Consider the following 22,691-nt stretch of genomic DNA (forward strand, 5'->3'; position numbering starts at 1 on the left):
ATGAGCGCCGGGTGGGCCGTGGCCGCGGCGCAGGCCGTGCTGGTCGCCGCAGTCGCCCCGTTGTTGCTCGGGTTCACCCGCGCCGTCCGCGCCCGGCTGGAGGGTCGCGGCGGCGGCAGGATCGCCCAGCCGTGGCGAGACCTGCGCAAACAATTCCGCAAGGAGCCGCTCATCCCCGCCGACGCGGGCGTGTTCTTCGCCGCCGCTCCTGCCGTGTTGACGGCCACCAGCCTGATGGTCGCCGCCGCCGTGCCGTACCTGTCCACCCAGAATCCGCTGGCCAGCAGCACCGACCTCATCGTCGTGGTCGGGCTGCTGCTGCTCGGGACCGTCGCCCTGGCCCTGGCTGGGCTGGACACCGGGACCGCTTTCGGTGGGATGGGCGCCAGCCGGGAGATGACCATCGCCGCGCTGGTCGAACCAACCCTGCTGCTGTCGGTGTTCGCCCTGTCCACCCGAGTCGGCTCCACCAACCTCAGCGCCATCGTCGCGGCCGGCACCACCGACCAGGCGCGGGTGTTCAGTCCCGCCAGCGCCCTCGCCGCAGCCGCACTGGCCATCGCCACCCTGGCCGAGGCCGGACGGCTGCCAGTGGACAACCCGGCCACCCATCTGGAACTGACCATGGTGCACGAGGCCATGACCCTCGAGTACTCCGGCCGTGACCTGGCCCTGGTCGAGTGGGCCTCGGCCATGCGGTTGACCATCCTGCTCGGCCTGCTGGCCACGGTGTTCGTGCCCTGGGGAGTGGCCACCAACCTCCACCCGGTCGCCGTCGCGCTCGCCGCCGCGCTGTTCGTGGCGAAGCTGTGCGTGCTGAGCGGGCTGCTCGCCGTCGCCGAGGTGTTCACCGCGAAGCTGCGGCTCTTCCGCGTCCCGGAACTGCTCGCCGGCTCGTTCGTCCTGGGCCTGCTGGCCGTCATTACCTCCGCCGTGCTGGCCTAACGGGAGCCGACGATGTCCGGGCCCTTCCACACCCAGCTGCTCAACCTCGCGTGCGGGCTCTTCGTGCTCACCGCCGTGGGTGTGCTGTGGCGCCGCGAGCTGTCCGCACTGATCGGTCTGCTCACCGTGCAGGGTGTGGCGTTGACCGGCATCGCCGCCCTGCTCGCCGTCGACGTGGGCAGCGGCGAGGCCATCGCCGTCGCCACCGGGGTCGGGATCCTCAAGGCCGTCCTGCTCCCGTTGTTGCTACGCCGGGTCCTGCGGCGGGTGCCGGAGGCCCGCGAGACGGCACCCCTGGTCAACGTCTCCGCGTCTCTGCTGGCCGCCGCCGCGCTGACCCTGCTCGCGTACGCCGCAGCCCGCCCGCTGGTCGCGCTCGGACCCGAACCGACCGCCCATGCCGCCCCGGTGGGCATCGCCGTGCTGCTCATCGGCTTCTTCCTGGCCACCACGCGCCGGCGGGCCATCTCCCAGATCATCGGTGTCCTGCTGATCGACAACGGCATCGCCGCTGTCGCGTTCCTCGCCACCGGCGGTGTGCCCCTCGTCATGGAACTGGGTGTCTCCGTCGACCTGCTCCTGGCCGTACTCGTGCTGCAGGTGCTGACCACCCGCCTGCAGGCCGCATTCGGCGACACCGACCTCGACGACCTACGAGAGCTTCACGACCGATGACCCCAACCGTCGCCCTCCACCTGCCGCTGGTCGCCCCCGTCGCCGCCGCGATCCTCAGCATGCTGATCCGCCGCCGTGCCGCGGCCTGGATCGGGGTGGCCGCCGCCGCGGCCATCCTGCTTGCGGGCGGCGTCCTGGGCGCCACCGTCACCGACGCGCCGGCGGTCGTCTCCGGCCTGCTGCGCGCTGACGCGCTGACCGCGCTCATGATCATCGTCATCGGCGCCGTGGGCACCGTGGCCTGCTGGGCGGGCGTGCACCACCTCGCAGCCGAGACGACCACCGGCGACCACAACGCCGACGGGGGACGCCGCTACCTCACGCTCGTACAGCTGTTCCTCGCCGCGATGAGCCTGGCCGTGCTGGCGGACAACCTCGGCCTGCTGTGGGTCGCGGTCGAGGCCACCACCGTCGTCACCGCGTTCCTCGTCGGCCACCACCGAACCCGCGCCTCGGTGGAAGCTGCCTGGAAGTACGTCGTGCTGTGCTCGGTCGGCATCGGCATCGCGTTCCTCGGCACCGTCTGCGTCTACGCCACCGCGGTCGCCGCCGGAGCCCACGGCACCACCGCCTTGGACTGGACCCACCTGGTCAACCACGCGACCACCCTCGACCCGGACCTGACCCGCCTGGCTGCCGGACTGATCCTGCTCGGCTTCGGCACCAAAGCCGGCCTCGCCCCCATGCACGCCTGGCTACCCGACGCGCACAGCCAAGCACCCGCCCCCGTCTCCGCCCTCATGTCCGGAGTGCTCCTGTCAGTCGCGTTCTACGCCATCCTGCGCTACAAGACCATCACCGACGCGGTGCTCGGTCCCGCCTACACCCGAACCCTGCTGATCATCGCCGCACTCGCGTCCCTCGCCGTCGCAGCCCTCCTGCTGATCGCCCAACGGGACTACAAACGCATGCTCGCCTACTCGTCCATCGAGCACATGGGTCTCATCGCCCTCGGCACCGCCACCGGCAGCCGGCTCGCGATCACCGCCGTCCTGCTGCACGTCCTCGGCCACGGACTCGGCAAGGCCGTCGCGTTCTGCGGCGCCGGACAGATCCTGGCCGCCACCGGCAGCTCCCGCATCACCGCGGTACGCGGACTCGCCGGCCGTCACCCCGCCCTCGCCGGCAGCTTCAGCCTGGCCCTGCTCGCCGTCCTCGGCCTGCCGCCGTTCAGCCTCTTCGCCTCCGAGATCGGCATCGCCCGCGCCGGAATGGCCGCCGGACACGGCTGGACCACCGCGATCGCGTTCGCCCTCGTCCTACTCGCCTTCGCCGCCATCAGCCGGCACAGCGCCGGCATGCTGCTCGGTGCGCCCACCGCGACCACAGGCGGCCAGCCCGTCCACGCCGACGGCCCCCGGGCAACGGCGATCCTGCCGCTCGCCGTCGGGCTCGCCGCCGCGGCCACGCTCGGGGTGACGCTCGGTCCGCTGCAGGATCTCCTCGACGCCGCCGCCGACACCGTCCTGGGAGGGCACCGACCATGACCGACAACCGGCACGATGGCGGGCGACCACCGGCGAGCCGCGCCGTCGACGCGAACGGCCACCCGACGCCACCGCCGGCCACCGCCGTCGATGTCACCGCGGACCAGTTGACCGAGCACGCGCGGGACCTCCTGGCCGGTGGTGCCCGCCTGGCTCTCGTCGCCGCGCACCACGACCATGCCACCCACGCCGGCGGCGCGGCGATCCGCGTGGTGTACCTGTTCACCGCCGGCCCGCCGGACCGGCGTACCGAACTGCACCTGCGCACCGATCCCCACAACCCCGCCGTGCCCAGCCTCGCCGCCTTGTCCTTCCCCGCCGGCCGGTTCGAACGCGAGATGCACGACCTGTACGGCGTACAACCCCGACAGCACCCCCTGCCCCGCCGCCTCGTACGCCACCCACACTGGCCACACGGCTGGCATCCCATGCGCAACGACGCCGGACCGCGGCCACCCCTCACCGAATCCGAACCATTCCCGTTCCTCACCGTCCAAGGCCCCGGCGTCTATGAGATCCCCGTCGGCCCCGTCCACGCGGGCCTGGTCGAGCCCGGCCACTTCCGCTTCTCCGTGGTCGGTGAGACGATCCTCAAACTCAAGGCCCGCCTCTGGTACGTCCACAAGGGCATCGAGAAGCTCTTCGAGGGCCACCCGGCGGACCAGCGGGTCGCACTGGCCGAACGGATCAGCGGCGACACCGCCGTCGGCCACGCCATCGCCTACAGCCTGGCCGTGGAAGACGCCCTCGGTTGCCGCGTCCCACCCGGCGCGCAGCGCGCCCGAGCCGCGCTGCTCGAACTGGAGCGCCTGCACAACCACGTCTCCGACATCGGCGCCATCTGCAACGACGTCGGCTACGGCATCGTCAACGCGCACGCCCAACGCATCCGGGAACGACTCCTGCGACTCAACAAGCACACGACGGGGCACCGACTGCTACGCGGCAGCGTCTTCCCCGGCGGCGCCACTCTGCGTCACGTCCCCGACGGCGCCGCCCTCCACGACATCGCCGCCGACGTCGCCGAGATCGTCGACATCGCCCTCAGCCACACCATCGTCCGGGACAGGCTTTCCGGCACCGCCGTCCTCGACCGCCGGCAAGCCGCGGACATCGGCACGCTCGGCTACGTCGCCCGCGCCAGCGGCATACCCGACGACGCCCGCCTCGCCCACCCCTTCACCGACCTCGGTGACCTCACCGTCCCGGTCCACACCGGCGGCGACGTCCTCGCCCGCTTCCTGGTCCGGGCCGAGGAGGTCAAGGTATCTGCGGCGATCCTCACCGCCCTGCTACCCGCGCTGCCCGTCGGCACGACGAGCAGTTGGCGCAGCCGACCGGCGCCGAAGCGGCCGGTGTCGGGGGTGGGCATAGTCGAAGGATGGCGCGGAACCATCACCCACCGCGTGGAACTTGACCCCGACGCCACCCTCACCCGCGTCAAGATCGTGGATCCGTCCTTCTTCAACTGGCCGGCGCTGCCCGTTGCCCTCGCCGACACCATCGTTCCCGACTTTCCTCTCACCAACAAAAGCTTCAACCTCACCTACGCGGGCAACGACCTGTAGGCGGAGTCAGCTGTTGGTGGCTGTGGCGGTGGGCTGCTCACCGTGACGGCTGGCGCGTCCAGGACGATGCACCCTGCCCGTCCGCAGGGTCACCCGAGAGTGCCCTGGCCCAGTCGGAGCGCCCGGCCCAGCCCGAGCCGCCGGCCGGGACGGGCTCCGGCGCCTCTGCCGGCGGGTTGAGGCCGAGGCCGTCCACGCCCAACGGGCGGTCCTTCGCGGTCGCGTTGATGTCGTCCGTTGCCAGAGCCGTGTCCGTGTCGGTGGCCGGCTCCGGCCAGCGCCGCCAACGGCGGGCGCTCACAACCGCGACGAGCATCAGCGAGCCCACCAGCAGGCTCGTTCCGGTCCGGGCCGGCGCCATCAGGTCGATCTCGTAACCGGCCAGTGTCGGAGTGTGGTCGAGCAGGTTCGTCACCATGCTCGGGTTGAACAGCAGGCCCAGGTAGCTGGCCGAGTAGAGCAACCCGGCGAGCGCAGCGCCCAGCGGGGAGATCCGGAGTGTGGCGATGAGTCCGAGGAGGATCCCGGCGGCTGCCAGCACGAGCGCAGGTTGAAGGAATTCACCGCTGTCGGGCACAGCGCCGTCCGGTGCGTTCTCGAACGCCCGTATCGACCTGCCCTGGCCGGCGGCGAACAGGATCCACGACAGGGGACCCACGACGGCTGCGGCGATCACAGTTCCGAGGTGTCGCATCCGGGCAAGGTACCGACCCCCCAGGTCGATGAGCACTGTTGCTAAGCGAAACTTAATTCGTCGCTAGGCAAGCATTCGGCCTGGCATGGGTCGACGGACATGGGCGCAGTTGTCGGGTCCGCGCCACCCGATCGACAGGTGTCGAGATCATCGAAGAGGCCGAGTCAAGCCGGGGAGGGTGGCTTGTCGGTGCTCGAACCTAGGATGCGGAGCATGACACGGTATGTCGACGAGGATCTGCACGGTGCGGAGTTCCGCGAGTGCGACCTGACCGGGGCACGCCTGATCGGCGTCGTCATGCAGGATGCCGTGATCGACGGGCTCGTCACCAACCTCGTGGTGAACGGTGTCGAGGTCACCGAGTACGTCGAGGCAGAGCTCGACCGGCGTCATCCGGTGCGGGTGCTGATCCGCTCCGAGGACCCTGCCGATCTGCGCGAGGCATCGCGTCAGCTCCATGCCGGCTGGGCCGCCACGATCGCGCGAATCCGCCGTACGCCCGGCATCGAGCGCCGCAGCGTGAACGACGAGTGGTCGGCGGTGCAGACGATGCGCCACCTGGTCTTCGTCCACGACTCGTGGTTCCGCCGCTGCTGCCTGGGCTCGACGGAGCTGTTCACGCCGATGGGCATCGGGCCGACGGTTGAGCCCTACAGTGGAGCGCATGGGCTTGACCTCTCGCTCGATCCGACCCTCGACGAGATCGTGAGCGTGCGTGACGCACAGGCCGCCGAGCTCGAGGCCTGGCTCGACGGGGTCACCGCCGCGCAGCTCGCAGCGCGAGCGCCGGTGCCCGACGACGATGTCTGGCCCCCGTACGCCCGGGGCCGCTCGGTGCGGCAGTGCCTCGGCACGGTGCTCAACGAGACCTTCGAGCACCACGGCTTCTGCGTCCGCGACCTCGACCTGATCGAGGCACAGGACGCTGGGTAGGTGTTCTTGCCCACGGGCGTTGGTGACGTGACACGCGTTCCTGCACGCCGCTGGGAGACTGTGGCTGTGGCCTCCATCGCCGAAGATCTTCCGGATGTCCTGACCGTGTCCCCGTTGCCGGTACCGCCCGATACATCGGTGAGGCCTCCGGGCTCGAAGAGCATCACCAACCGGGCTTTGTTGTGTGCCAGCCTGGCCCCTGGCCGAAGCACACTGACTGGCACGCTGCTCGCTGATGACACGCGGGCCATGCTTGGTGCCGTCAGAGCACTCGGTGCCGTGGTGGTGGTGGACGAGGCGAGCAGCACCGTCACGGTGACCGGTGCCGATCCCCGCGCATCGGCCGGAGCGCCGACGATCGACGCACGGAGTTCCGGGACCACCTCACGGTTCATCCTGCCGGCCGCAGCCTTGAGCCCACACCGCAGCGCCATCGACGGGACCACCCAGCTCAGAGCGCGGCCCTTCGGACCGGTAATCGAGGCTCTGCGCCATTTGGGAGCCACCGTCGAAGAACTGGGACGGCCCGGATTTCTACCCGTCGCGGTAGCCGGGCCTATTCGCGGCGGTCATGTCCAACTGTCCGGGCATCTGTCCAGTCAATTCCTGTCCGGCCTCCTGATGGCCGGGCCGCTGATGCGTGACGGCCTGGACGTGGAGTTGACCTCCCCGCTGGTGTCCGTGCCATACCTCAGGATGACCGTTGCCGTGATGGCGGCGTTCGGAGTGGATGCCGACGGGCTGAGTGTGCGCCCCGGCAGCTACCGCCCGACGGACTACGCCATCGAGCCGGACGCCAGCGCGGCCTCGTACTTTCTGGCTGCGGCCGCGATCACCGGCGGCCGGATCACGGTGGAGGGACTGGGCACCGCAAGCCTGCAGGGAGATGTGGCCTTCGCCGACGTGTTGGAGCGCATGGGAGCGCGCGTGGAACGCGCCCCCAACCGTCTCACGGTCATCGGTACTGGCGCGCTGCACGGCATCGACGTTGACATGGCCGACATCTCAGACACCGCGCAGACGCTGGCCGCAGTCGCCGTCTTCGCCGACACACCCACCCGAATCCGCGGGATCGGGTTCATCCGCGGCAAGGAAACCAACCGCATCGCGGCCGTTGTCACCGAGCTGCGGCGAGCCGGTATCGACGCCACCGAGCACGACGACGGCTTCACCGTCCGCCCTGGCGCGCCGACACCGACGCGATTCGTCACCTACGACGATCACCGCATGGCGATGAGCCTGTCACTGTTGGGTCTCCGGACGCCGGGCATCGAGATCGCTGAACCCGGATGCGTGGCGAAGACCTACCCGGGATTCTTCCGCGACCTTGACCGCCTGAGATGACCGGCCAAGCACGAGGGCAGAGAAACTGTTCGCCTAGCGGAGCAAGCCATCGGGGCAACGTCTGCCCGCCGATGGCGTGACAGCGGCGCGCTGCCCAATCGTCCCGGCCACGATGCCGACCGCGAGCACCACCAGGGCGATCACCACACTGCCGGCCAGGATGCCGAGGGCGCCGGGCGATGGCCAGGCCGGCGCCGATGCCGACCGCGCCGGCCACCACGCCGCCCGTGTCGCCGGCCTCGGCGGCCCGGTTCATGCCCACGTAGGAGACGGCGGCGAGTCCCAGGCCGCCGATCACCAGGCCGGCGGTCACCGCGCTCACCCCGGCGATCGTTCCGGCGACGAAGATCCCGTACACCTCCAGGCCGCCGCCGACCGCGCCGAGCGCGTCAGTCCGGCGGCGTCCGCTCATGCCAAGACGAGCGCTGCTTCGGCTCGTCGGTATGGCCCCCTGAACGTTTGCCGGGTCTGGTCAGGCTGCGTTCGATCGCTGGGGCCTCAGCGTCGGTGGCGATCGCCGCGTAACGGGCGTCCCACGGCGTTGCGCGGGCACGTCGGGTGGCGGGCGTCGGCCTTGCGCCGCAACCGTGATTATCCAATGCGGATCACTAACCCTCGTTGGCGTGCAAAGCTGCCATGAGCCAGTGCAGCAGGATGAGGCCGTTGTCGCTGGCCTGCTGTGCCTCCGTGAAGCCGCCGCACTACCGGCGTTGACGCCGTGCCCGCCGCCACAGTTCCGCGCGGATGGTTGGCCACCGCTGTTGAAACGCCTGTTGGGCGTACCACAACGTGTCCGGTGGGTGAGACCGGTCACGGGAGCCGGTTACCGTCGCCGCGAACGCTTCAGCGGCGCGCACGCGGTAGTAGTGCCGCCAGCGCTCGGGTGACCCTCCCGGGCTGGCGTTGAGCTCTTGCGTCAGCCGGAAGCGCAGCGCTTCCAGCTCCTGCGATAGGTCCTCGCCAGTCGGCCAGTCCTGCGGCAACGCGTCGAGCACGGTGCGGACCACAGGCTCACTGCGCAGGTCATGCTCATCGGCGAGTAAGTCGAGCACCCACCGCAGCGCGTCCCGCTGTGTGGACTCGTCGGCGAGCAGGAACATGGCCGCCAGGTCCGGATCAGTCGAGCCGAATGTGCCCGGCGGGCGCGGATCGTCCGGGATCGGCGTGCGTATGACCACGGTGGCGTGGGGCTGGTCCAACCAGGCGGGGTCCAACCGGATGCCGGTGCGCCGCTCGACAAAGGCCAGTTGGGCTGGGTAGCCCGGATCGTCGCGCAGCGGAGCGCGATCCTCGTCGAGGGCCGTGGGGTGCTCGCCGGCGGGCTGATTGTCGTCGAGGTGCTCCAGTCGCGTCAGTACCAGGCCGAAGGCGGCGTAACACAGGAAACTGCGTCCGTTGGCCTCGCTCCACCACGAGCTGTGCACCGAGACGCCATCGGATAACCACCGCAGGGCCTCGTCGCGGACGCCTTCCCAACCCCCCGTCTGGCACATGACCACGGCGGGCCCCACCTGGTGCAGGTGCAACGTACCGTCAGGTTCCTCGAAGTCCCACCCGGCGAGCTCCTCGATGTTGGCCGGGTCCCCGCCGAGCCGCCGTGCGACCTCCGCCACGGTGACTGGCTTGGTCAACGGCTGGACGACCGTCCAGCACCAGGGGAACTCGACCAGATCCGGCTGCGCCTCGAGCAGCCGTTGGTACCATGCCACGTCCTTGTCAACCATCGACACCCTCCTTACACCTGCGACCGGCCGGCGGTATCCGCTTCTGCCGCTGACCGCGCGACGGATCCTTGATCGGACAGTGCTGATCGTCGTCACTCGACCATCGCGGAGCGGGCGATCGCCGCCAGCTGGGATCGCGACGTGATGCCCAGCTTGGGGAACGCCTTGTAAAGGTGGTAGCCCACCGTCCGAGGGCTGAGGAAGAGCTGGGCGCCGATGTCCCGGTTCGACGCGCCGCCGGCCGCCAGCCGTACCACCTCCCGCTCCTGGGGGGTGAGCACACTCAACGGGTCCCCCGACCTGCGCGGCGCGGCCGGCACGTCCCCGGTCGCGCGCAGCTCGGCACGGGACCGGCGGGCCCACAACTCCGCGCCGAGCCGGTCGAAGATCTCCAGCGCGCCGCGTAGCTGCACACGGGCGTCCGCCCGCCTCCGGGACCGTCGCAGCCATTCACCGTAGGCGAGCCGTGTCCTCGCCTGCTCGTACGGCTGGTCCACGCGCTCGTGGACGCGAACGGCATCCGCGAAGGAGGCCTCGTCCTGGTCGACGAGGGCCTGGCAGCGGAGAGCGACCGCGTCCGAGACCGGTTGACCGACGTGCCGCGCCCAGGTCAGATAACGCTCCAGCGGTTCCCCGGCCCGGTCCGGCCGGCCACTGCGCACGGCCGCCTCGACCTGGTCAGCGGCGGCGAGAACCCCGAAACCCGTCGGCGGGACGGCCGCCAGGTGCCTCAGCGCCGCGTCCGCGTTTCCCAGGCCGAGCTCCAGCCGGCCGAGCGCCCAACGCCCGATGGTCGCGGCGAGCACCAACCCGCGGTCGTCGGCGCGTCGGACACCTTCCTCGGCCTTCTCCCGGCACCCCGGCACGTCTCCCTGGTCGGCGAGGATCCAGGCGAGGCAGCAGGTGAGGTGGAGGACCCGGTGCTCGTGGCCCAGGTCCCGCGCCAGCCGCAGCCCCGCGTCGAGCGTCCCCATCGCGTCGCCGTACCGGCCGAGCAGGCCCTGGGCGAACCCCTGGTCCTGCAGCGCGAATGCCAGCCAGCCGATCATCCCGCTCTGCTGGCAGTCCGCCGCGACCCGTCCGGCGATCTCCTCGGCGAGGGCGGCCCGGCCCGCCGCGAGGCAGGCGCCGGCGGCGAAGGTCAGCCCCGGTACGCCGAGCCCGGACAGGTCGCGCCCTGCGTCGAGGAGTGCCAAGCCAGCGGCGATGTCTCCGCCCAGCAACCGGGTCAGCCCTTCCGCCTGGTCGGCCAGAGGCCAACCGGTGACCGGCAGCTCACGAAGCATCGCGGCCGCGTGCGCCGCCAGCGGGACGTCACCGGAGAACCAGGCGCAGCGGACGGCTTCCACCAGCAGCCAGGTGGCCTGATCGGGGGCGTGGACCGCGACGCGGGGGACGGCGTCAAGGATGATCCGGCCGGCCGCCAGCGGGGTGCCCAGCTCCACCTCGCGGTGCGCGCGGACCTGGGTCAGCGCCACGATCATCGTCGGGTCATCCACGTCCGGCGTGGCGCTGTCGGCGAGTGCGGCGGCCCGGCCCATCAGGCCGGCGTCGCTCGCGGCCAGCGCCGCGGCGGCCAGCCGGGCGGACCGGCGTACCGGATCGACGCTCAGCTCGGCAGCGCGTTGGTAGGCGGCCGCCATCGCGGCGTGCCCGCCCCGGGTACGGGCTCGACCCGCCGCCTCCTCGAGTTGTCGGGCGACGTCCTCGTCCGGACCGAGCGTGGCGGCGGCCAGGTGCCAGGCGCGCCGGTCGGCGGCGTCCGGCGAGGCCGAGCCGGTCAGGGCGTCGGCAAGGGCCCGGTGCGCGGCGAGGCGTTCGGTGAGCGGAGCGCTCTGGTACGCGGCGGCCCTGATCAGGGGATGACGGAAGCCGACGGTCGAGCCGTTGATCCCCATCAGCCGGCTCCGCTCGGCCGCTTCGAGCCCCGGGGGCGACGCGCCAGCGGCGACCAGCGTCGCGAGCTCACCCGAGCCGTCCGCCGCCGCGATCAGCAGCGCGGTGCGCGCGGCCTCGGGAAGTCCGCTCATCTGCGCGTGGAACGCCTCCCGGACCCGGTCGGCCACCGGCATCGCACCTACCGGCGACAGCCGCCCGGCCCGCTGCTCGGGCGTCAGCGCGGCCGGCAACTCGACGAGCGCCAGCGGGTTGCCGGCCGACTCCTGCAGAAGGCGTTCCCGCACCTGCGGCGGAAGGTCGGCGGGGAGTAGCGCGGCGGCCGCCGCGTCGTCGAGGCCGCCCAGCCGGCGCTCGGGCAGGCCGGTGGCCGGAAATTCCGGACGAGCGCCGAAGATCATGACGACGCCGTCAGCCTCGAGCCGGCGCGCCGCGAACAACAGGGTGTCGAGGGAGGCCTGGTCGAACCACTGCGCGTCGTCGACGAGGCAGAGCAGCGCACGGTCCCCGGCCAGCTCGGACAGGAGGCTCAGCGTGGCGAGACCGACCAGGAACCGGCTCTCCGGTGGGGCGTCGCGCAGGCCCAGCGCACCGCTGAGCGCGGTCGCCTGGGCGTCGGGCAGCGCGTCGATCCGGTCGAGCCCGCTGCGCAGGAGCAGGTGCAGTGCGGCGTACGGCAGGGCCGCCTCGGACTCGATCCCGACGCCGCGCAGCACCCGCATGTCGGCCGCGCGATCGGCGGCGTACTCCAGGAGCGCCGACTTGCCGATCCCCGCCGCGCCGCGCAGGACCAGGGCACCGCTCCGACCCTCCCGGGTTCCGTCCAACAGCCGGTCGATCTCTGCCTGTTCCTCGGACCGACCGTACAGCACGACTGGAACCTACCGTCACGACGACTGATTCGGCATGGCCGCACCCTCCGTAGCTTCGTGACCAGACGCACGTCAGCACCACGAAGGGACCTCCGAGATGACCACGATCGCCACCCCCGCCCACACCGTCGACGCCAAGCTGCTCCGCTTCGCCCTCAAGCAGGACGCGATCGGCTCGGGCGCCAACGGAGTCGTCTACGTCGTCGCCGCTGCGATCTTCGGCCAGATGTTCGGCCTTCCCGCCGCGTTCCTCTACCCGGTCGGCGCGTTCCTGATCGCCTTCGCGGCGGCCCTGCTCGCCCTCGCGTCCCGGCCGGGTGTGAGCCGGCCCGTCGCGGTTGTCGTGATCGCGGTCAACATCGCGTGGGTGGCCGCGAGCGTCGAGCTGCTCGTCGCCGGCTGGTTCCCGCTGACCGGCCTCGGCGTCGCACTCGTGATCGCTCAGGCCGTGGTGGTCGCCGGGTTCACCGCGCTGCAGTTCGCCGGGCTGCGCCGGACGATCTGACCGCGCTGCGACCCGGTGCCCGCTCCGGGAGGAGCGGGCACCGGGCGTGGGCCGGTTCCCGCGAAACCGCCGCGTCCAGTGATGAGGCTCAGCTCTGCGACCCGGTCCACGACTCCATCTGCCCGGCTAGGGCGGCGCGAGCACTTGAGCGCCGTCTTGTGCCCTGTTCAGTCAGGCGCGGGCGACTGGTTCGGCGGGGGCGGCATCACCGGGTTCATCATCGGCTGACCCGGCCTGCGCTGCGTCAGTGTCGCGGTCGGGGTTTACCGCTTGCAGCCGGCGGACTTCTCGGCTGGTCAGCATGCCGAGGACGGAGAGCACGACCAGTGCCGCGAGGATCAGCAGGGTGTCGCGGGTGCCGATCGCCGCGGCGAGCGGTCCGACCGCGATCTGGCCGAGTGGAATGGCGATCCAGGATCCCAACATGTCGTAGGAGTAGACGCGGGCCAGTCGGTCGGGCGGGATGTGCTGCGCGATCGAGGTGTCCCAGGCCACCGCGAACTGTTCGACGGCGATTCCGACCGCTACTCCGGCGACAAGGAGGACGGCGACCGTGGGCGTCAGGGCCAGCCCCAGCAGAAGGAACGACTCGGCGAACATGCAGGCCACCCCGAGCAGCAGCAGCCGGCGTACCCGGACCCGCAGCGCGATGAGGCCGCCCAGGACCATCCCCGCGGTTTCCGCTGCCAACACCACGCCCCAGGCGCTTCGGCCGATCGTCTCGTCGGCGACGGCCGGGCCGAGCACGTTGACGCCGCCGGCGAGGGCCGCGTTGAGGATCATGAACCCGAGCACCACTGCCCAGACCCAGGTGCGCGCGGTGAACTCGGTCCAGCCTTCTCGGAGGTCGGCGATGACACCGGTGTGGGTTTTCTCCGTTGGCGGGGCAGCGACCCGGACTCCGACGAACGCGACGGCTGCGACGGCGAAGGTGAGCGCGTCGACGGCGAGACCCCAGCCGGGGCCGACGGCGGCCACAAGGAGGCCGCCGAGCGAAGCGCCACCGATCATGCCCGCGTTGATGCCGAGCCGGATGATCGCGTTGGCCGGCTGGATCAGTTCCGGCGGCACCGTCTGCGGCGTCGCGGCGGCCGAGGCTGGCTGAGCCAGCGCGCTCACGATGCCGTTGGCCGCACTGAGCGCCAGTAGGAGCGGGATCGTTGCCGTGTCGGTGAGCACCAGGGCGGCCACCGCCGCCTGGGTCAGCGCGCCTAGCGCATTGGAGCCGACCAGCACCATCCGGCGCGGAATCCGGTCGGCCACCACCCCGCCGAAGAGCACGAACAGCACGGTCATCAGAGATCTCGCGCCGACCACCAGGCCCAGGTCACGCACCGACCCGGTCAAATCGAGCACGGCGAACGCCAGCGCGATCGGAGCGACACCGTTGCCCACCATGTTGACCAGCCGGCCAGCAGCCAGGTATTGGAACGCGCCGTATCGCAGCGGAGCCAGCATCAGACCTCCATTCGGAACAGGACAACGATCAGCGTGGAGCGGTTCTGGGTCGTCTACCGGTGGAACCTCGTCCGTCCTCGTGACGAGACCTTCCCGTGCCGAACCCACGCTCGTGAGTGACGAGCTGTTTGTTGTCCGCCGAGTGCCACACTCGTTCGAACTCGTTCCGGTCGACAACGTAGTCGTTCCAGTCGTCGTCCGGGTCGTTGAGGCTCGCCAGCCCGAGGCCCCCGTACTGGTCTTGCTCATGGTCGGGCCCGTAGCGACGGACCGGGCCGTTGTCGTACGCCTGCACCTGGCGGACAGGCCAGCCGCCGTCATCTACCGCGAAGTACCAGACGGAGTGGCCCCAGCCGTCGAAGTCGTCGCCGCGCGACTCGTGCCAACGACGGGAGCAGAAGCGCTGCACGGGCGCAGGCCAGAGCCTCCACTGTGGGAAGGGGACAGGGGCTGAGCCCCGCACGCTCCGGTCGTGATCGGCGGCGGCGAGCGACGGTTTCGGCTGACGTCGAGCAGTTGGCGGGACTGCTAGCGTTCGGCGCCATGTGGACCGAGGAGATCGTGGCTGGGCGTCCGGCGTGGCGGCACACCGTGTCAGGCGTGGTGTTCCGGGAGGTGCCGCGCGGCACGTTCCGGATGGGCCTGTCTGACGCGGAGTTGGACGCGGTACGCGCGATTGAGCGCAGCGGAGGAGCCGAGGACACTCTTGAGGCGTTCTTCGCCGGCGCCGGGAACGCCCGGCCGGTGCGCGAGGTGCGGGTCGAACCGTTCCTGATCGCCCGGCATCCGCTGACAGTTGCGCAGGTCCGGTACTGGCTGCCCGAATACGAGGACGATTACGCCGACAAGGACTCCGGCACGGCACGGCTCGAGGACGACCTTGACGACCTGATCGAGGCGATGCCGTTCCGGCTGCCCAGCGAGGCCGAGTGGGAGTACGCGGCCCGGGCCGGCACCACCACGCTGACCTTCCGCGGCGACGGGAAACCCGGCGAGGACCAGCTTCTCGACGACTTCGGTGATGAGGAGCGGACGGCGGCCGCGGAGAACGCGTTCGGCCTGGCGGCGATGGGCTCGGCGAATGAGATCTGCGCCGACGTGTGGATCCCCGGTTTCGCGGCGGCGCCGACGGACGCCCGGCCACGCATCGGCGACGGGAACCGGACCGTACGCGGCGGCGCCGCCGACCTCTACCCCTGGCAGGGCTGCGACGAGTGGCTGTTGCTGCTGTCCGCCACGCGGTACGAGCACGCTCAGTTCACCGCGGTCCGCCCGGTCGCACCATTGCCATCCCGCTAGGCGCGGCCGTTCCGTTCGTTGGTCACCCGGCGCTCGAACGCGCCTCGGTCGGGCTCGCCAGGCAGCAGCGCGACCGCGACGCCGAAGACCTCCTGCGACTGCCAGCACCACACCCCGACAGGCAGTTCGCCGAGATGCACGATCTGACCCGCCTCCTGTAACCCCGGCCTGTGGGGTGAGGCGGCGGTGACCCTACGCACGGGGAAGCAGTGCGGGAGCGTCCGGGGCCGGCCGGCTCAGGTGCGGACTGGTCACGGCGAATCCGCGTGCCCCGGCACCCCGGGACGACGGCCAGCGGAACACGACATCGGCGACGCCAGGCAAGGCCTCTCTCGGCTGGGTATCAGGGGTGGCCTCGTGCGGTTGGCGGCTGCTGTGCCAGACGAGGGTCCCGCGCCCACGGCGACTGCGGGTGGGCGGTGCGGATGGCCTCGCGCAACCATCGGCGGTCTTCGGCGCGCAGGACGCCGTGGGAGATGGTCAGGTCGTGTTCGTCGCGGGGACGGGGATCTCGCGACTTCCACAGCAGTTGAGTAGCTGGCGTCCCTGTCGGTATCCCGCGTACGAGCGCGACGGCGCGACTCCAGGGAAGCGTGATGCGTGGATCACGGCGATACCGCCAGACCGTCTCGTCGCCGTCCTCCAGATTGATTTGGAGGACCCAGCGATCGCGGTTCTTGTCGTGTAGCCAGATGTTGTGCAGCGCGGGGTCGTCGAGGTGCTCCGGCAGCGGCAGCAGGCGCCCGTTCATGGCGGCGAAGGGCCGAAACCGTGCCGACATGCCGTCGAGCAAGGCCGGGAGAGCAGGCCGGAGGGTACTGACATCGATGTCGCCGTGATGCCGGCTCTCGAATCCCAACCACTGGTCGATGGCCCAACCGCCGGAAAGCCACCAGCGCGTAGGAAGGCCGGTGAGCAGCGAGCGCGCCTCGGTGACGGACAGCGCCGACCAGATGTGCCGCTGTGGGTCGTACCGCATGAACCTAGGCTGACAGGCCTCTCGCCCCCCGTGCGCCCGGTACGGCGCGGCTCATGGACGAGGACGAGCCGAACAGGCACGCGAGTAGCCGCGCGGTGAGACGTAGCTTGCCGTCGAGACGGAACGGCGATGGGGCGGGCCCAGCTCGGATGTGGTCATGCCGGCGGCGGTCCTCCCATCGGTGTCAGTCGCCAACGCCGAACCGGTTGCGGGGAACGCCGACGCCGCCTATCAGCGTGGTGTCGAGATCTCGGTGATCACGACACCTGGGGCAGCATCCATCCGCGCCCGGCCGGCACGGTTTACATGCCGATGGTTCCGTCGATGCGTTCGCGGAGCAGGTCGGCATGTCCGTTGTGGCGGGCGTACTCCTCGATCATGTGGACGAGGACCCAGCGCAGCGAGACGGTGCCGCGCCAGCTGTCGTGGCCCTCGACGTCGAGACTGTTGGCGTTGGCGATGAACGCGTCGGCGAATGTGATCTCGTCGTGCCAGGCTCGGCGGGCTGCGGCGACGACGCCCGGATCGGGTAGGGCGTCGTCGAAGTCGCCGTCCGGGTTGGTGGGGGACGAGAACCGTGGCGGTGAGTGTTGCCCGGCCAGGACCTGGCGGAACCAGAGGCGTTCCACGTCGGCGAGGTGCCGGATCAAACCCAGCAGCGACAGCGTCGATGGTGGCACCGCTCGGCGAGCCAGGTCGTCCTCGATGTCTGAGCACTTCAGCTTCAGCGTATTGCGCTGGGCTCGCAGCATGTCGTGCAGCAGCTGCCGTTCACTGCCGTTGGCGGGCGTGCTGAACCGGCGGTCGTCGGCGGTGGGGAACAACCCGGCTCTCCGGTGGGTGGCATCCGGCTGTGCGGTGGCCGGCGCGTCGGAGGCGTAGAGGGGGAATCGCTTCGTCAGGGCGGTGATTCGGCTGCGTGGGCCGTACGCCGCGACGGCGACGTAGTGGATCTCGTCCGCGGGTGTTGCGGCGAGCGCGGCCAGGTAGTCGTCGTACGTGCGGGCCCGTCGGGCGACCTCGTCGAAGGCCACGGTGATCAGATTGCCGTCGGCGCGCGCCGTTCGGTGCAGGTCGCGGAGCTGGTCGGCGGTGGCGCTCAGGACGGGTACCGGATGGGGGTTCAGGTCGGCGTGCGGCTCGCCGGAGCCGTCCTTGGCGTCGGCCGCCGGTGGATTGGGCAGTCGGCCGCCGAGGCTCAACGCGAGCACTGCTGCGGCGTTGGCAGCCCATGCGGCTGGCAGGTCGGCACGGATGACGATCACGAGTTTGGTTGCCAGGGTCATGTGGAGGGCTCCAGGGCGATCGGAGGTCGGTGGTGGCTGTGGTCAGTGGCGGCCACTCCGGATGCGGTGGCGGGCGTGGGAGCGGGCGGCGTCGGCCGGGGTCGAGCCGGTGGCGCGGGCGGTGCGCAGGATGTCGGTGAGGGTGTCGGCGATGCCGCGGACCCGAACGGTGGCCTGGGTGGGGGTCTCGTGATGGAGTTCGACGGCGGTGGCGTGGATGATGCCGCCGGCGCTCACGATGATGTCCGGGGCCCAGAGGATGCCACGCTGGTGTAGCAGGTCGGCGGTGGCCGGGGTATCGAGTTGGTTGTTGGCCGGTCCGGCGATCGCGGCGCAGCGCAGTTTCGGCACCGTGCGCGGGGTGAGCAGGCCGCCGAGGGCGGCGGGGACGAGCACGTCCACGTCGGCGGTCAGGCAATCCTGCGGGCTGGCCCAGGCCGCGCCGGCGGCGCCGGCGAGCGTACGTCGGCTGTCGTCGACGTCGCTTGCCACCAGCGTCGCGCGTGCGCCGGCGAGCATCCGCAGCACGTGGCCGCCGACGCGGCCAAGGCCCAGCACGGCGAACCTGCGCGTGGACAGGTCGGACGATCCGAACCGCTCGGCGCACAACGCGTGCAGTGCGGCGAGGACGCCGACGGCGGTGTGCTCGGAGGAGTCGCCGCTGCCGCCGGCGCCGACCGGTCGGCAGAACGCGTACGGCGTCCGCTCGGCGATCGTGACCATGTCGTCCGGGCCGGTGCCGACGTCCGGACCGGTCGCGTAGGTGCCGCCCAGACCGGCGATGACGTCGCCCACGTCGTGCAGCACCGCTCGGCGGGAGGCGCCGTCCAGAGTCATGCCGAGGGGCAGGGCGACGACGGTCTTGCCGCCGCCGTGGGGCAGCCCGGCCAGCGCGCACTTGTCCGACATCGCGGCCGAGAGCCGCAGCGCGTCGTCCAGGCCGTCGCGCCAGTGTGGGTAGTGCGCCAGCCGGCATCCACCGATGGCCTGTCCGAGCGTGGTGGAGTGCACCGCGACGACGATCGGCAGACCGGATCGTGCGCCCCGCCTGACGACGACCTGTTCGTGCGTGGTGTCGGTGTCGATGTCGGTCGCGACCATGATGGCTTCCCCTCGCCTGCTCGTCGGAACGGGACCGACAGTAGGCACATGACCGGCACCAACTTGGTCTCACCGAACGTCGTTCGGAGAAAGTGGCAAGATCACGGTCGTGGACGAACTTGATACGGCGATCATCCAGCATCTGCAGACACACGCGCGGCAGACCAACCGCGAACTGGCCCGCGCCGTCGGTATCGCGCCGTCGACCTGCCTCGAGCGTGTGCGTGTGCTGAGGGAGCGAGGCGTGATCACCGGATACCACGCCGAGATCAGCCTGACCGCCCTCAACCGCGGCGTTCAGGCACTACTGCACGTGCAGGTCCGGCCTCTGAGCCGCACCGTCATCGACGGCTTCAAGAAGTACGCGATGGGGCTGCCCGAGGTGCTGTCGGTGTTCGTCGTGGCAGGCGGCGACGACTTCCTCGTACACGTCGCCGTGCCCAGCGTGGACAGCCTGCACGCCTTCCTCATGGACAAGTTCAGCGGACGCCGCGAGATCGCCGGCTTCCGCAGCTCGGTGATCTATCAACATGCCCGGAAACAGGTCATCGAGCCACTGGATCTGTGAGAGGGAAGCGCCGTCCCGACCCGCCAGGATTGCGCGCACATCTGCCCTGACAGGCGCGGCGTTGTGAGCGTGGTGTGCGATCGACCGATGCGTCCGCGGGAGTCAGCGCCGCTGCCGGCCAAGCTGCGGGGCTGGCAGCCCACGACCGACGTCGGCCGCCTGCTGCACGGCCGGATCGGGGGAGCGGGTTGGGAGCAGTGGTGCACTCACCCCTGCCGGCGACTCTGGCCCCGGGGTAGCGGAGGACCTAGCGGCGGAGCAGCTGCTTCTCGGGCGCCTCGGCGATCTGCCGGGCCACGCGCACGAAGGCCGCCACCGCGGGCGAGCGCGACTCGGCCGGCCAGGCCACCTTCAGCGTCACCGGCTCGAGCTCCGGCACGGGACGGAAGGCGGTGCCCGGCCGGGAGTACCGCCGGGCCACCCATTCCGGCAGGAACCATACGGCGGTGCCCACCTCGACCAGGTTGAAGATCTGCGCGAGGTCCAGCGGCCGCCGGTTGCCCACCATGAGGGCCCGCTCGGCCGGCGACCCGTCGGGGAGCCGCCGGCCGGCCAGGTCGGCCAGCCGGATGGTCGTCCGTGCGGCCAGGGAGTCGGCGGCCGGCAGGGCCACCATGCTCGGCCCGGTCAGCAGGAGCTCGCTGTCCAGCCCGTCCTCGTCGCCGAGCGCCGGGATCAGCGCCACGTCGGCACGCCCGTCGCGCAGCGCCGGCACCTGCTCGCCGCGCCCGCCGAGCAGCAGCTCGACCGGCATGACGTCGTACGCCTCGAGGATCGGCGGCAGCAGCCCGCCGTCGTAGTCGGCCTTGAGCGCCAGCCGCAGGGCCGGCGTCTCCTGCCCGGCCCGTCGGGCCCGGCGCTGGGCGGCGCTGATCGCGTCCAGCGCCACCTTGGCGTCGGCCAGCAGCGTCTCGCCGGCCGGGGTCAGCGCCACCTGCCGCGTGGTGCGGATCAGAAGCTGCACGCCGAGCTGCCGCTCCAGATCGCGGATGGCGCGCGACAGCGGCGGTTGGGCCATGCCGAGCCGCTCGGCGGCCCGGCCGAAGTGCCGCTCCTCAGCGACCGTCACGAAGTAGCGGAGCTGCCGCGCCTCCAGATCACTCATACCGCCACGGTATCAATCCAGAGGGAGATGGTCTTTCCGCTCCGCGGCCGACCCGCGTTGACTGGGGACGTCAGTTTCCCCACCGAACAGGGACGAAAGTCATGATTGTGGTAACCGCTCCGACCGGCCACATCGGCGGCCGTCTGGTCCAGGATCTGCTCGAGGCCGGCGCGTCCGTGCGGGTGGTGGCCCGTGACCCCGCGCGGCTGGCGCCGGGCGTAGTCGAGCGGATCGAGATCGTCCGGGGTTCGCACGGCGACCCCGCCGTCGTGGCCGAGGCGTTCGCGGGCGCTGCCGCTGTCTTCTGGCTGGTGCCGGCCGACCCGCGGTCGACGAGCCTGGACGAGGCCTACTCCGGCTTCACCCACCCGGTGCTCGACGCGCTGGCCGCCGTCCCGCGCGTGGTCGGCATCTCGGCGCTGGGCCGCGGCACGCCGGTGGCCGGGCGGGCCGGGCACGTCACCGCGACGCTCGCGATGGACGACCTGATCGCTGCGACCGGCGTGCCGTACCGGGCCTTGACCATGCCGTCCTTCATGGACAACGTGCTGCGGCAGCTCACCCCGATCACCCAGCAGGGCGTCCTGTACGGCCCCGTCGTGCCGGATCTGTCCGCGCCCACCGTGGCCACCAGGGACATCGCCGCGGTGGCCGCCTGCCTGCTGCGCGACGACACGTGGACCGGCTTCGAGGAGGTGCCCGTTCTCGGCCCGGAGGACCTCACCCAGAAGGAGATGGCCGCCATCATCGCCGATGTGCTCGGCCGTCCCGTCCGCTACCAGCAGGTCCCCGGCGAGGCCTTCAAGGAGAACATGCGGCGGGCCGGCCTCTCCGAGGCCATCGCGCAGGGCATGCTCGACATGGCCGTGGCCAAGAACGAGGGCCTGGACAACGGCGTGGCCCGTACCCCCGAGTGGAGCACGCCGACCACCTTCCGCCAGTGGTGCCTCGACGTGCTGAAGCCCGCCGCCGACGCGTGACACACAGCCATCCTGCCGATCCCGGTTCCCGCTACGACCGTCTGTCCCGTGGTGCGGCTGGCGGATGCTTCCGGGCGTCCCGCGCGTCGGAGAGGACGACGGCGGCGAGGACCGCGGCGATGGCGACAGCGGCCAGCAGCGGCGGGGCGAACAGCAGCGGTGGCGCCAGCCCGATCAGGGTGAGCAGGGCGATCGGTCGGTCTGGCGAAACCCGACCGAAGACCGTGTGTTCCAGGAGGGCCCGTCCCATGATGAACAGCGCGGGTCCGCCGACGAGTACGGCGACCCACGCCGGGTCGCTGTGGCCGAACGGTTGGGTGATGACGAGTTCGTCGCCGACCGCCGTGACGACCACGCCGGCCACCATTGTCAGGTGGGCGAGTGCCATGGGGCGGGCCAGCCGGATCGGATCGGTGGCGACGTCGATGGCGTCGGCAAGTAGTTCCCCGGCGCGGAAGACGTAGATCCTCCAGAGGAGCATGGTGGTGAGGATCGAGGCCGCGAAGGCGCCGGTCCGGTCGGCGGTGAAGTCCGTCCGGGTGAAGGTGAGCCCCGTGACGAGGGTCAGTTCGCCGAGGGCGATGATGAAGAGCTGGCGGTGCCGCTCCGCCATATGCTCGGCGGCGACGGGCCACTCGGGTGCGGTTATCCGCCCGAGCCGTGGGGTGGGAAACCGGAGGGTGAACGCGGCGTAGTTGACCGCCGCGCCGAGGGTCCAGAGCACGGTGCGTGCGGCATCGCCGGTGACACTGCCCGCGATCCAGAGCACGCCGGTGCCGGTGGACCAGATGAGTAGTCGCCAGCCGGTGCGCCGTTCCGGTTGGGGCAGGGCGACGGCGAAGAAGAGCGCCATCGCGATCTGGAGTGCGGCGTAGACGCCCGCGAATACAACGCTGCGCTCCTTGAAGGCGTCGGCCAGAACAGCAGCCATCGCGATACTGGCCGTCATGGTGCCCAGGACGACCGCCTGGACAGTGGCGCGGCGAGGGTCCAACCGGTTCGTCAGCCACGCCGTAAGGCTCCAGACCCACCACACCGCGAGGAGCAGCACGAGGGTCTGGTACGCCCCCGTCCAGGTCAGATCCGAGATCAGCTTTCGGGAGAGTTGGGTGAAGGCGAAGACGAACGCCAGGTCGAAAAAGAGCTCCAGGAGCGCCACCGGCTGGCGTTCCCGGGGCGCCCTGAGTAGCCCGCCTGGCTGTTCGTCCCCCATCACCCGCGTCCCGCCGATCCGGACTCCACCATAAGGTGGGAACTCGGCAAGCTACTCAA

21 protein-coding genes and 1 pseudogene are annotated in these 22,691 nt (G+C 71.0%); 10 read left to right on the forward strand and 12 right to left on the reverse strand.

The window, feature by feature from the left end:
- The 4 genes from D7193_RS26920 to D7193_RS26935 are packed head-to-tail and all read left to right on the forward strand — an operon-like array spanning position 1 to position 4,675.
- Positions 1-945 (forward strand): respiratory chain complex I subunit 1 family protein, encoded by a 945-nt coding sequence (locus D7193_RS26920; RefSeq protein WP_120782506.1) that lies wholly within the window; start codon positions 1-3, stop codon positions 943-945.
- A gap of 12 nt (positions 946-957) precedes the next feature.
- The gene (locus D7193_RS26925) at positions 958-1,620 is read left to right on the forward strand and encodes a hypothetical protein (protein ID WP_120782416.1); all 663 of its coding nucleotides are present in this window, start codon (positions 958-960) and stop codon (positions 1,618-1,620) included.
- Positions 1,617-3,107: a proton-conducting transporter transmembrane domain-containing protein gene (locus tag D7193_RS26930; protein ID WP_120782417.1), complete on the forward strand. Its 1,491-nt coding sequence runs from the start codon at positions 1,617-1,619 to the stop codon at positions 3,105-3,107. Before D7193_RS26925 ends, D7193_RS26930 begins: the two co-directional genes overlap by 4 nt.
- A complete protein-coding gene (locus tag D7193_RS26935; RefSeq protein ID WP_120782418.1) occupies positions 3,104-4,675 on the forward strand; it encodes a hydrogenase large subunit in 1,572 nt (523 codons plus the stop codon). Before D7193_RS26930 ends, D7193_RS26935 begins: the two co-directional genes overlap by 4 nt.
- Before the next feature lie 37 nt (positions 4,676-4,712).
- Here the strand turns inward: D7193_RS26935 and D7193_RS26940 are convergent, their stop codons facing one another.
- Positions 4,713-5,405, reverse strand: a complete 693-nt coding sequence (locus D7193_RS26940) for a hypothetical protein (RefSeq protein WP_241563512.1) — start codon at positions 5,403-5,405, stop codon at positions 4,713-4,715.
- 153 nt (positions 5,406-5,558) lie between these two features.
- Between D7193_RS26940 and D7193_RS26945 the strand changes: the two genes are divergently transcribed.
- Positions 5,559-6,302, forward strand: coding sequence for a DinB family protein (locus D7193_RS26945; protein WP_241563526.1), 744 nt, complete (start codon positions 5,559-5,561; stop codon positions 6,300-6,302).
- A 66-nt stretch (positions 6,303-6,368) separates the two neighbouring features.
- Positions 6,369-7,646, forward strand: coding sequence for a 3-phosphoshikimate 1-carboxyvinyltransferase (aroA, locus tag D7193_RS26950; protein ID WP_241563514.1), 1,278 nt, complete (start codon positions 6,369-6,371; stop codon positions 7,644-7,646).
- A gap of 701 nt (positions 7,647-8,347) precedes the next feature.
- On the opposite strand, the gene D7193_RS26955 is transcribed toward aroA, so the two are convergent.
- Positions 8,348-9,370 carry a hypothetical protein gene (locus D7193_RS26955; protein WP_120782420.1) on the reverse strand — a complete coding sequence of 341 codons (1,023 nt, stop codon included), beginning with the start codon at positions 9,368-9,370 and terminating at the stop codon, positions 8,348-8,350.
- A gap of 92 nt (positions 9,371-9,462) precedes the next feature.
- On the reverse strand, positions 9,463-12,138 hold the full coding sequence (locus D7193_RS34650; RefSeq protein ID WP_120782421.1) for a helix-turn-helix transcriptional regulator: 2,676 nt from the start codon (positions 12,136-12,138) through the stop codon (positions 9,463-9,465).
- Positions 12,139-12,235: 97 nt separating this feature from the next.
- Between D7193_RS34650 and D7193_RS26965 the strand changes: the two genes are divergently transcribed.
- Positions 12,236-12,643 carry a hypothetical protein gene (locus D7193_RS26965; protein WP_120782422.1) on the forward strand — a complete coding sequence of 136 codons (408 nt, stop codon included), beginning with the start codon at positions 12,236-12,238 and terminating at the stop codon, positions 12,641-12,643.
- A gap of 171 nt (positions 12,644-12,814) precedes the next feature.
- Here the strand turns inward: D7193_RS26965 and D7193_RS26970 are convergent, their stop codons facing one another.
- Together D7193_RS26970 and D7193_RS26975 are read right to left on the reverse strand one after the other, a co-directional pair.
- The gene (locus D7193_RS26970; protein WP_120782423.1) at positions 12,815-14,101 is read right to left on the reverse strand and encodes an MFS transporter; all 1,287 of its coding nucleotides are present in this window, start codon (positions 14,099-14,101) and stop codon (positions 12,815-12,817) included.
- A gap of 28 nt (positions 14,102-14,129) precedes the next feature.
- The gene (locus tag D7193_RS26975) at positions 14,130-14,510 is read right to left on the reverse strand and encodes a hypothetical protein (protein ID WP_187356272.1); all 381 of its coding nucleotides are present in this window, start codon (positions 14,508-14,510) and stop codon (positions 14,130-14,132) included.
- A gap of 134 nt (positions 14,511-14,644) precedes the next feature.
- On the opposite strand from D7193_RS26975, the gene D7193_RS26980 reads away from it, so the two are divergent.
- Entirely contained in the window at positions 14,645-15,400 is a 756-nt protein-coding gene (locus D7193_RS26980) for a formylglycine-generating enzyme family protein (protein WP_120782424.1), read from the forward strand.
- Here D7193_RS26980 and D7193_RS33555 read toward each other — a convergent pair.
- The 5 genes and pseudogenes from D7193_RS33555 to D7193_RS27000 form a co-directional block, all read right to left on the reverse strand.
- Positions 15,397-15,540: a hypothetical protein gene (locus D7193_RS33555; RefSeq protein ID WP_158674874.1), complete on the reverse strand. Its 144-nt coding sequence runs from the start codon at positions 15,538-15,540 to the stop codon at positions 15,397-15,399. The two genes, D7193_RS26980 and D7193_RS33555, sit on opposite strands and share 4 nt — an antisense overlap.
- Before the next feature lie 203 nt (positions 15,541-15,743).
- Positions 15,744-16,379, reverse strand: coding sequence for a nucleotidyltransferase domain-containing protein (locus tag D7193_RS26985; RefSeq protein WP_120782425.1), 636 nt, complete (start codon positions 16,377-16,379; stop codon positions 15,744-15,746).
- A gap of 302 nt (positions 16,380-16,681) precedes the next feature.
- Complete coding sequence (locus D7193_RS34765; protein ID WP_377456376.1) at positions 16,682-17,131, reverse strand: DinB family protein; 450 nt, start codon at positions 17,129-17,131, stop codon at positions 16,682-16,684.
- Positions 17,132-17,269: 138 nt separating this feature from the next.
- Positions 17,270-17,665: pseudogene (locus tag D7193_RS34770) on the reverse strand (DUF2000 domain-containing protein); the annotation flags it as partial.
- A 42-nt stretch (positions 17,666-17,707) separates the two neighbouring features.
- A complete protein-coding gene (locus D7193_RS27000) occupies positions 17,708-18,766 on the reverse strand; it encodes a Glu/Leu/Phe/Val dehydrogenase dimerization domain-containing protein (RefSeq protein ID WP_120782426.1) in 1,059 nt (352 codons plus the stop codon).
- Between the two features lie 109 nt (positions 18,767-18,875).
- Here D7193_RS27000 and D7193_RS27005 point away from each other — a divergent pair, with 109 nt between their 5' ends.
- Positions 18,876-19,334 (forward strand): Lrp/AsnC family transcriptional regulator, encoded by a 459-nt coding sequence (locus D7193_RS27005; RefSeq protein WP_120782427.1) that lies wholly within the window; start codon positions 18,876-18,878, stop codon positions 19,332-19,334.
- Positions 19,335-19,581: 247 nt separating this feature from the next.
- Here D7193_RS27005 and D7193_RS27010 read toward each other — a convergent pair whose 3' ends face one another.
- Entirely contained in the window at positions 19,582-20,439 is an 858-nt protein-coding gene (locus D7193_RS27010) for a LysR family transcriptional regulator (protein ID WP_120782428.1), read from the reverse strand.
- A gap of 101 nt (positions 20,440-20,540) precedes the next feature.
- On the opposite strand from D7193_RS27010, the gene D7193_RS27015 reads away from it, so the two are divergent.
- Positions 20,541-21,419 carry an NmrA family NAD(P)-binding protein gene (locus tag D7193_RS27015; RefSeq protein WP_120782429.1) on the forward strand — a complete coding sequence of 293 codons (879 nt, stop codon included), beginning with the start codon at positions 20,541-20,543 and terminating at the stop codon, positions 21,417-21,419.
- Positions 21,420-21,450: 31 nt separating this feature from the next.
- Here D7193_RS27015 and D7193_RS27020 read toward each other — a convergent pair whose 3' ends face one another.
- Positions 21,451-22,578, reverse strand: coding sequence for a low temperature requirement protein A (locus D7193_RS27020; RefSeq protein WP_158674875.1), 1,128 nt, complete (start codon positions 22,576-22,578; stop codon positions 21,451-21,453).
- Between the last annotated feature and the right edge of the window lie 113 nt (positions 22,579-22,691).

The sequence above is a fragment of the Micromonospora costi genome (assembly GCF_003626655.1).
Taxonomy (GTDB): Bacteria; Actinomycetota; Actinomycetes; order Mycobacteriales; family Micromonosporaceae; genus Micromonospora; species Micromonospora costi.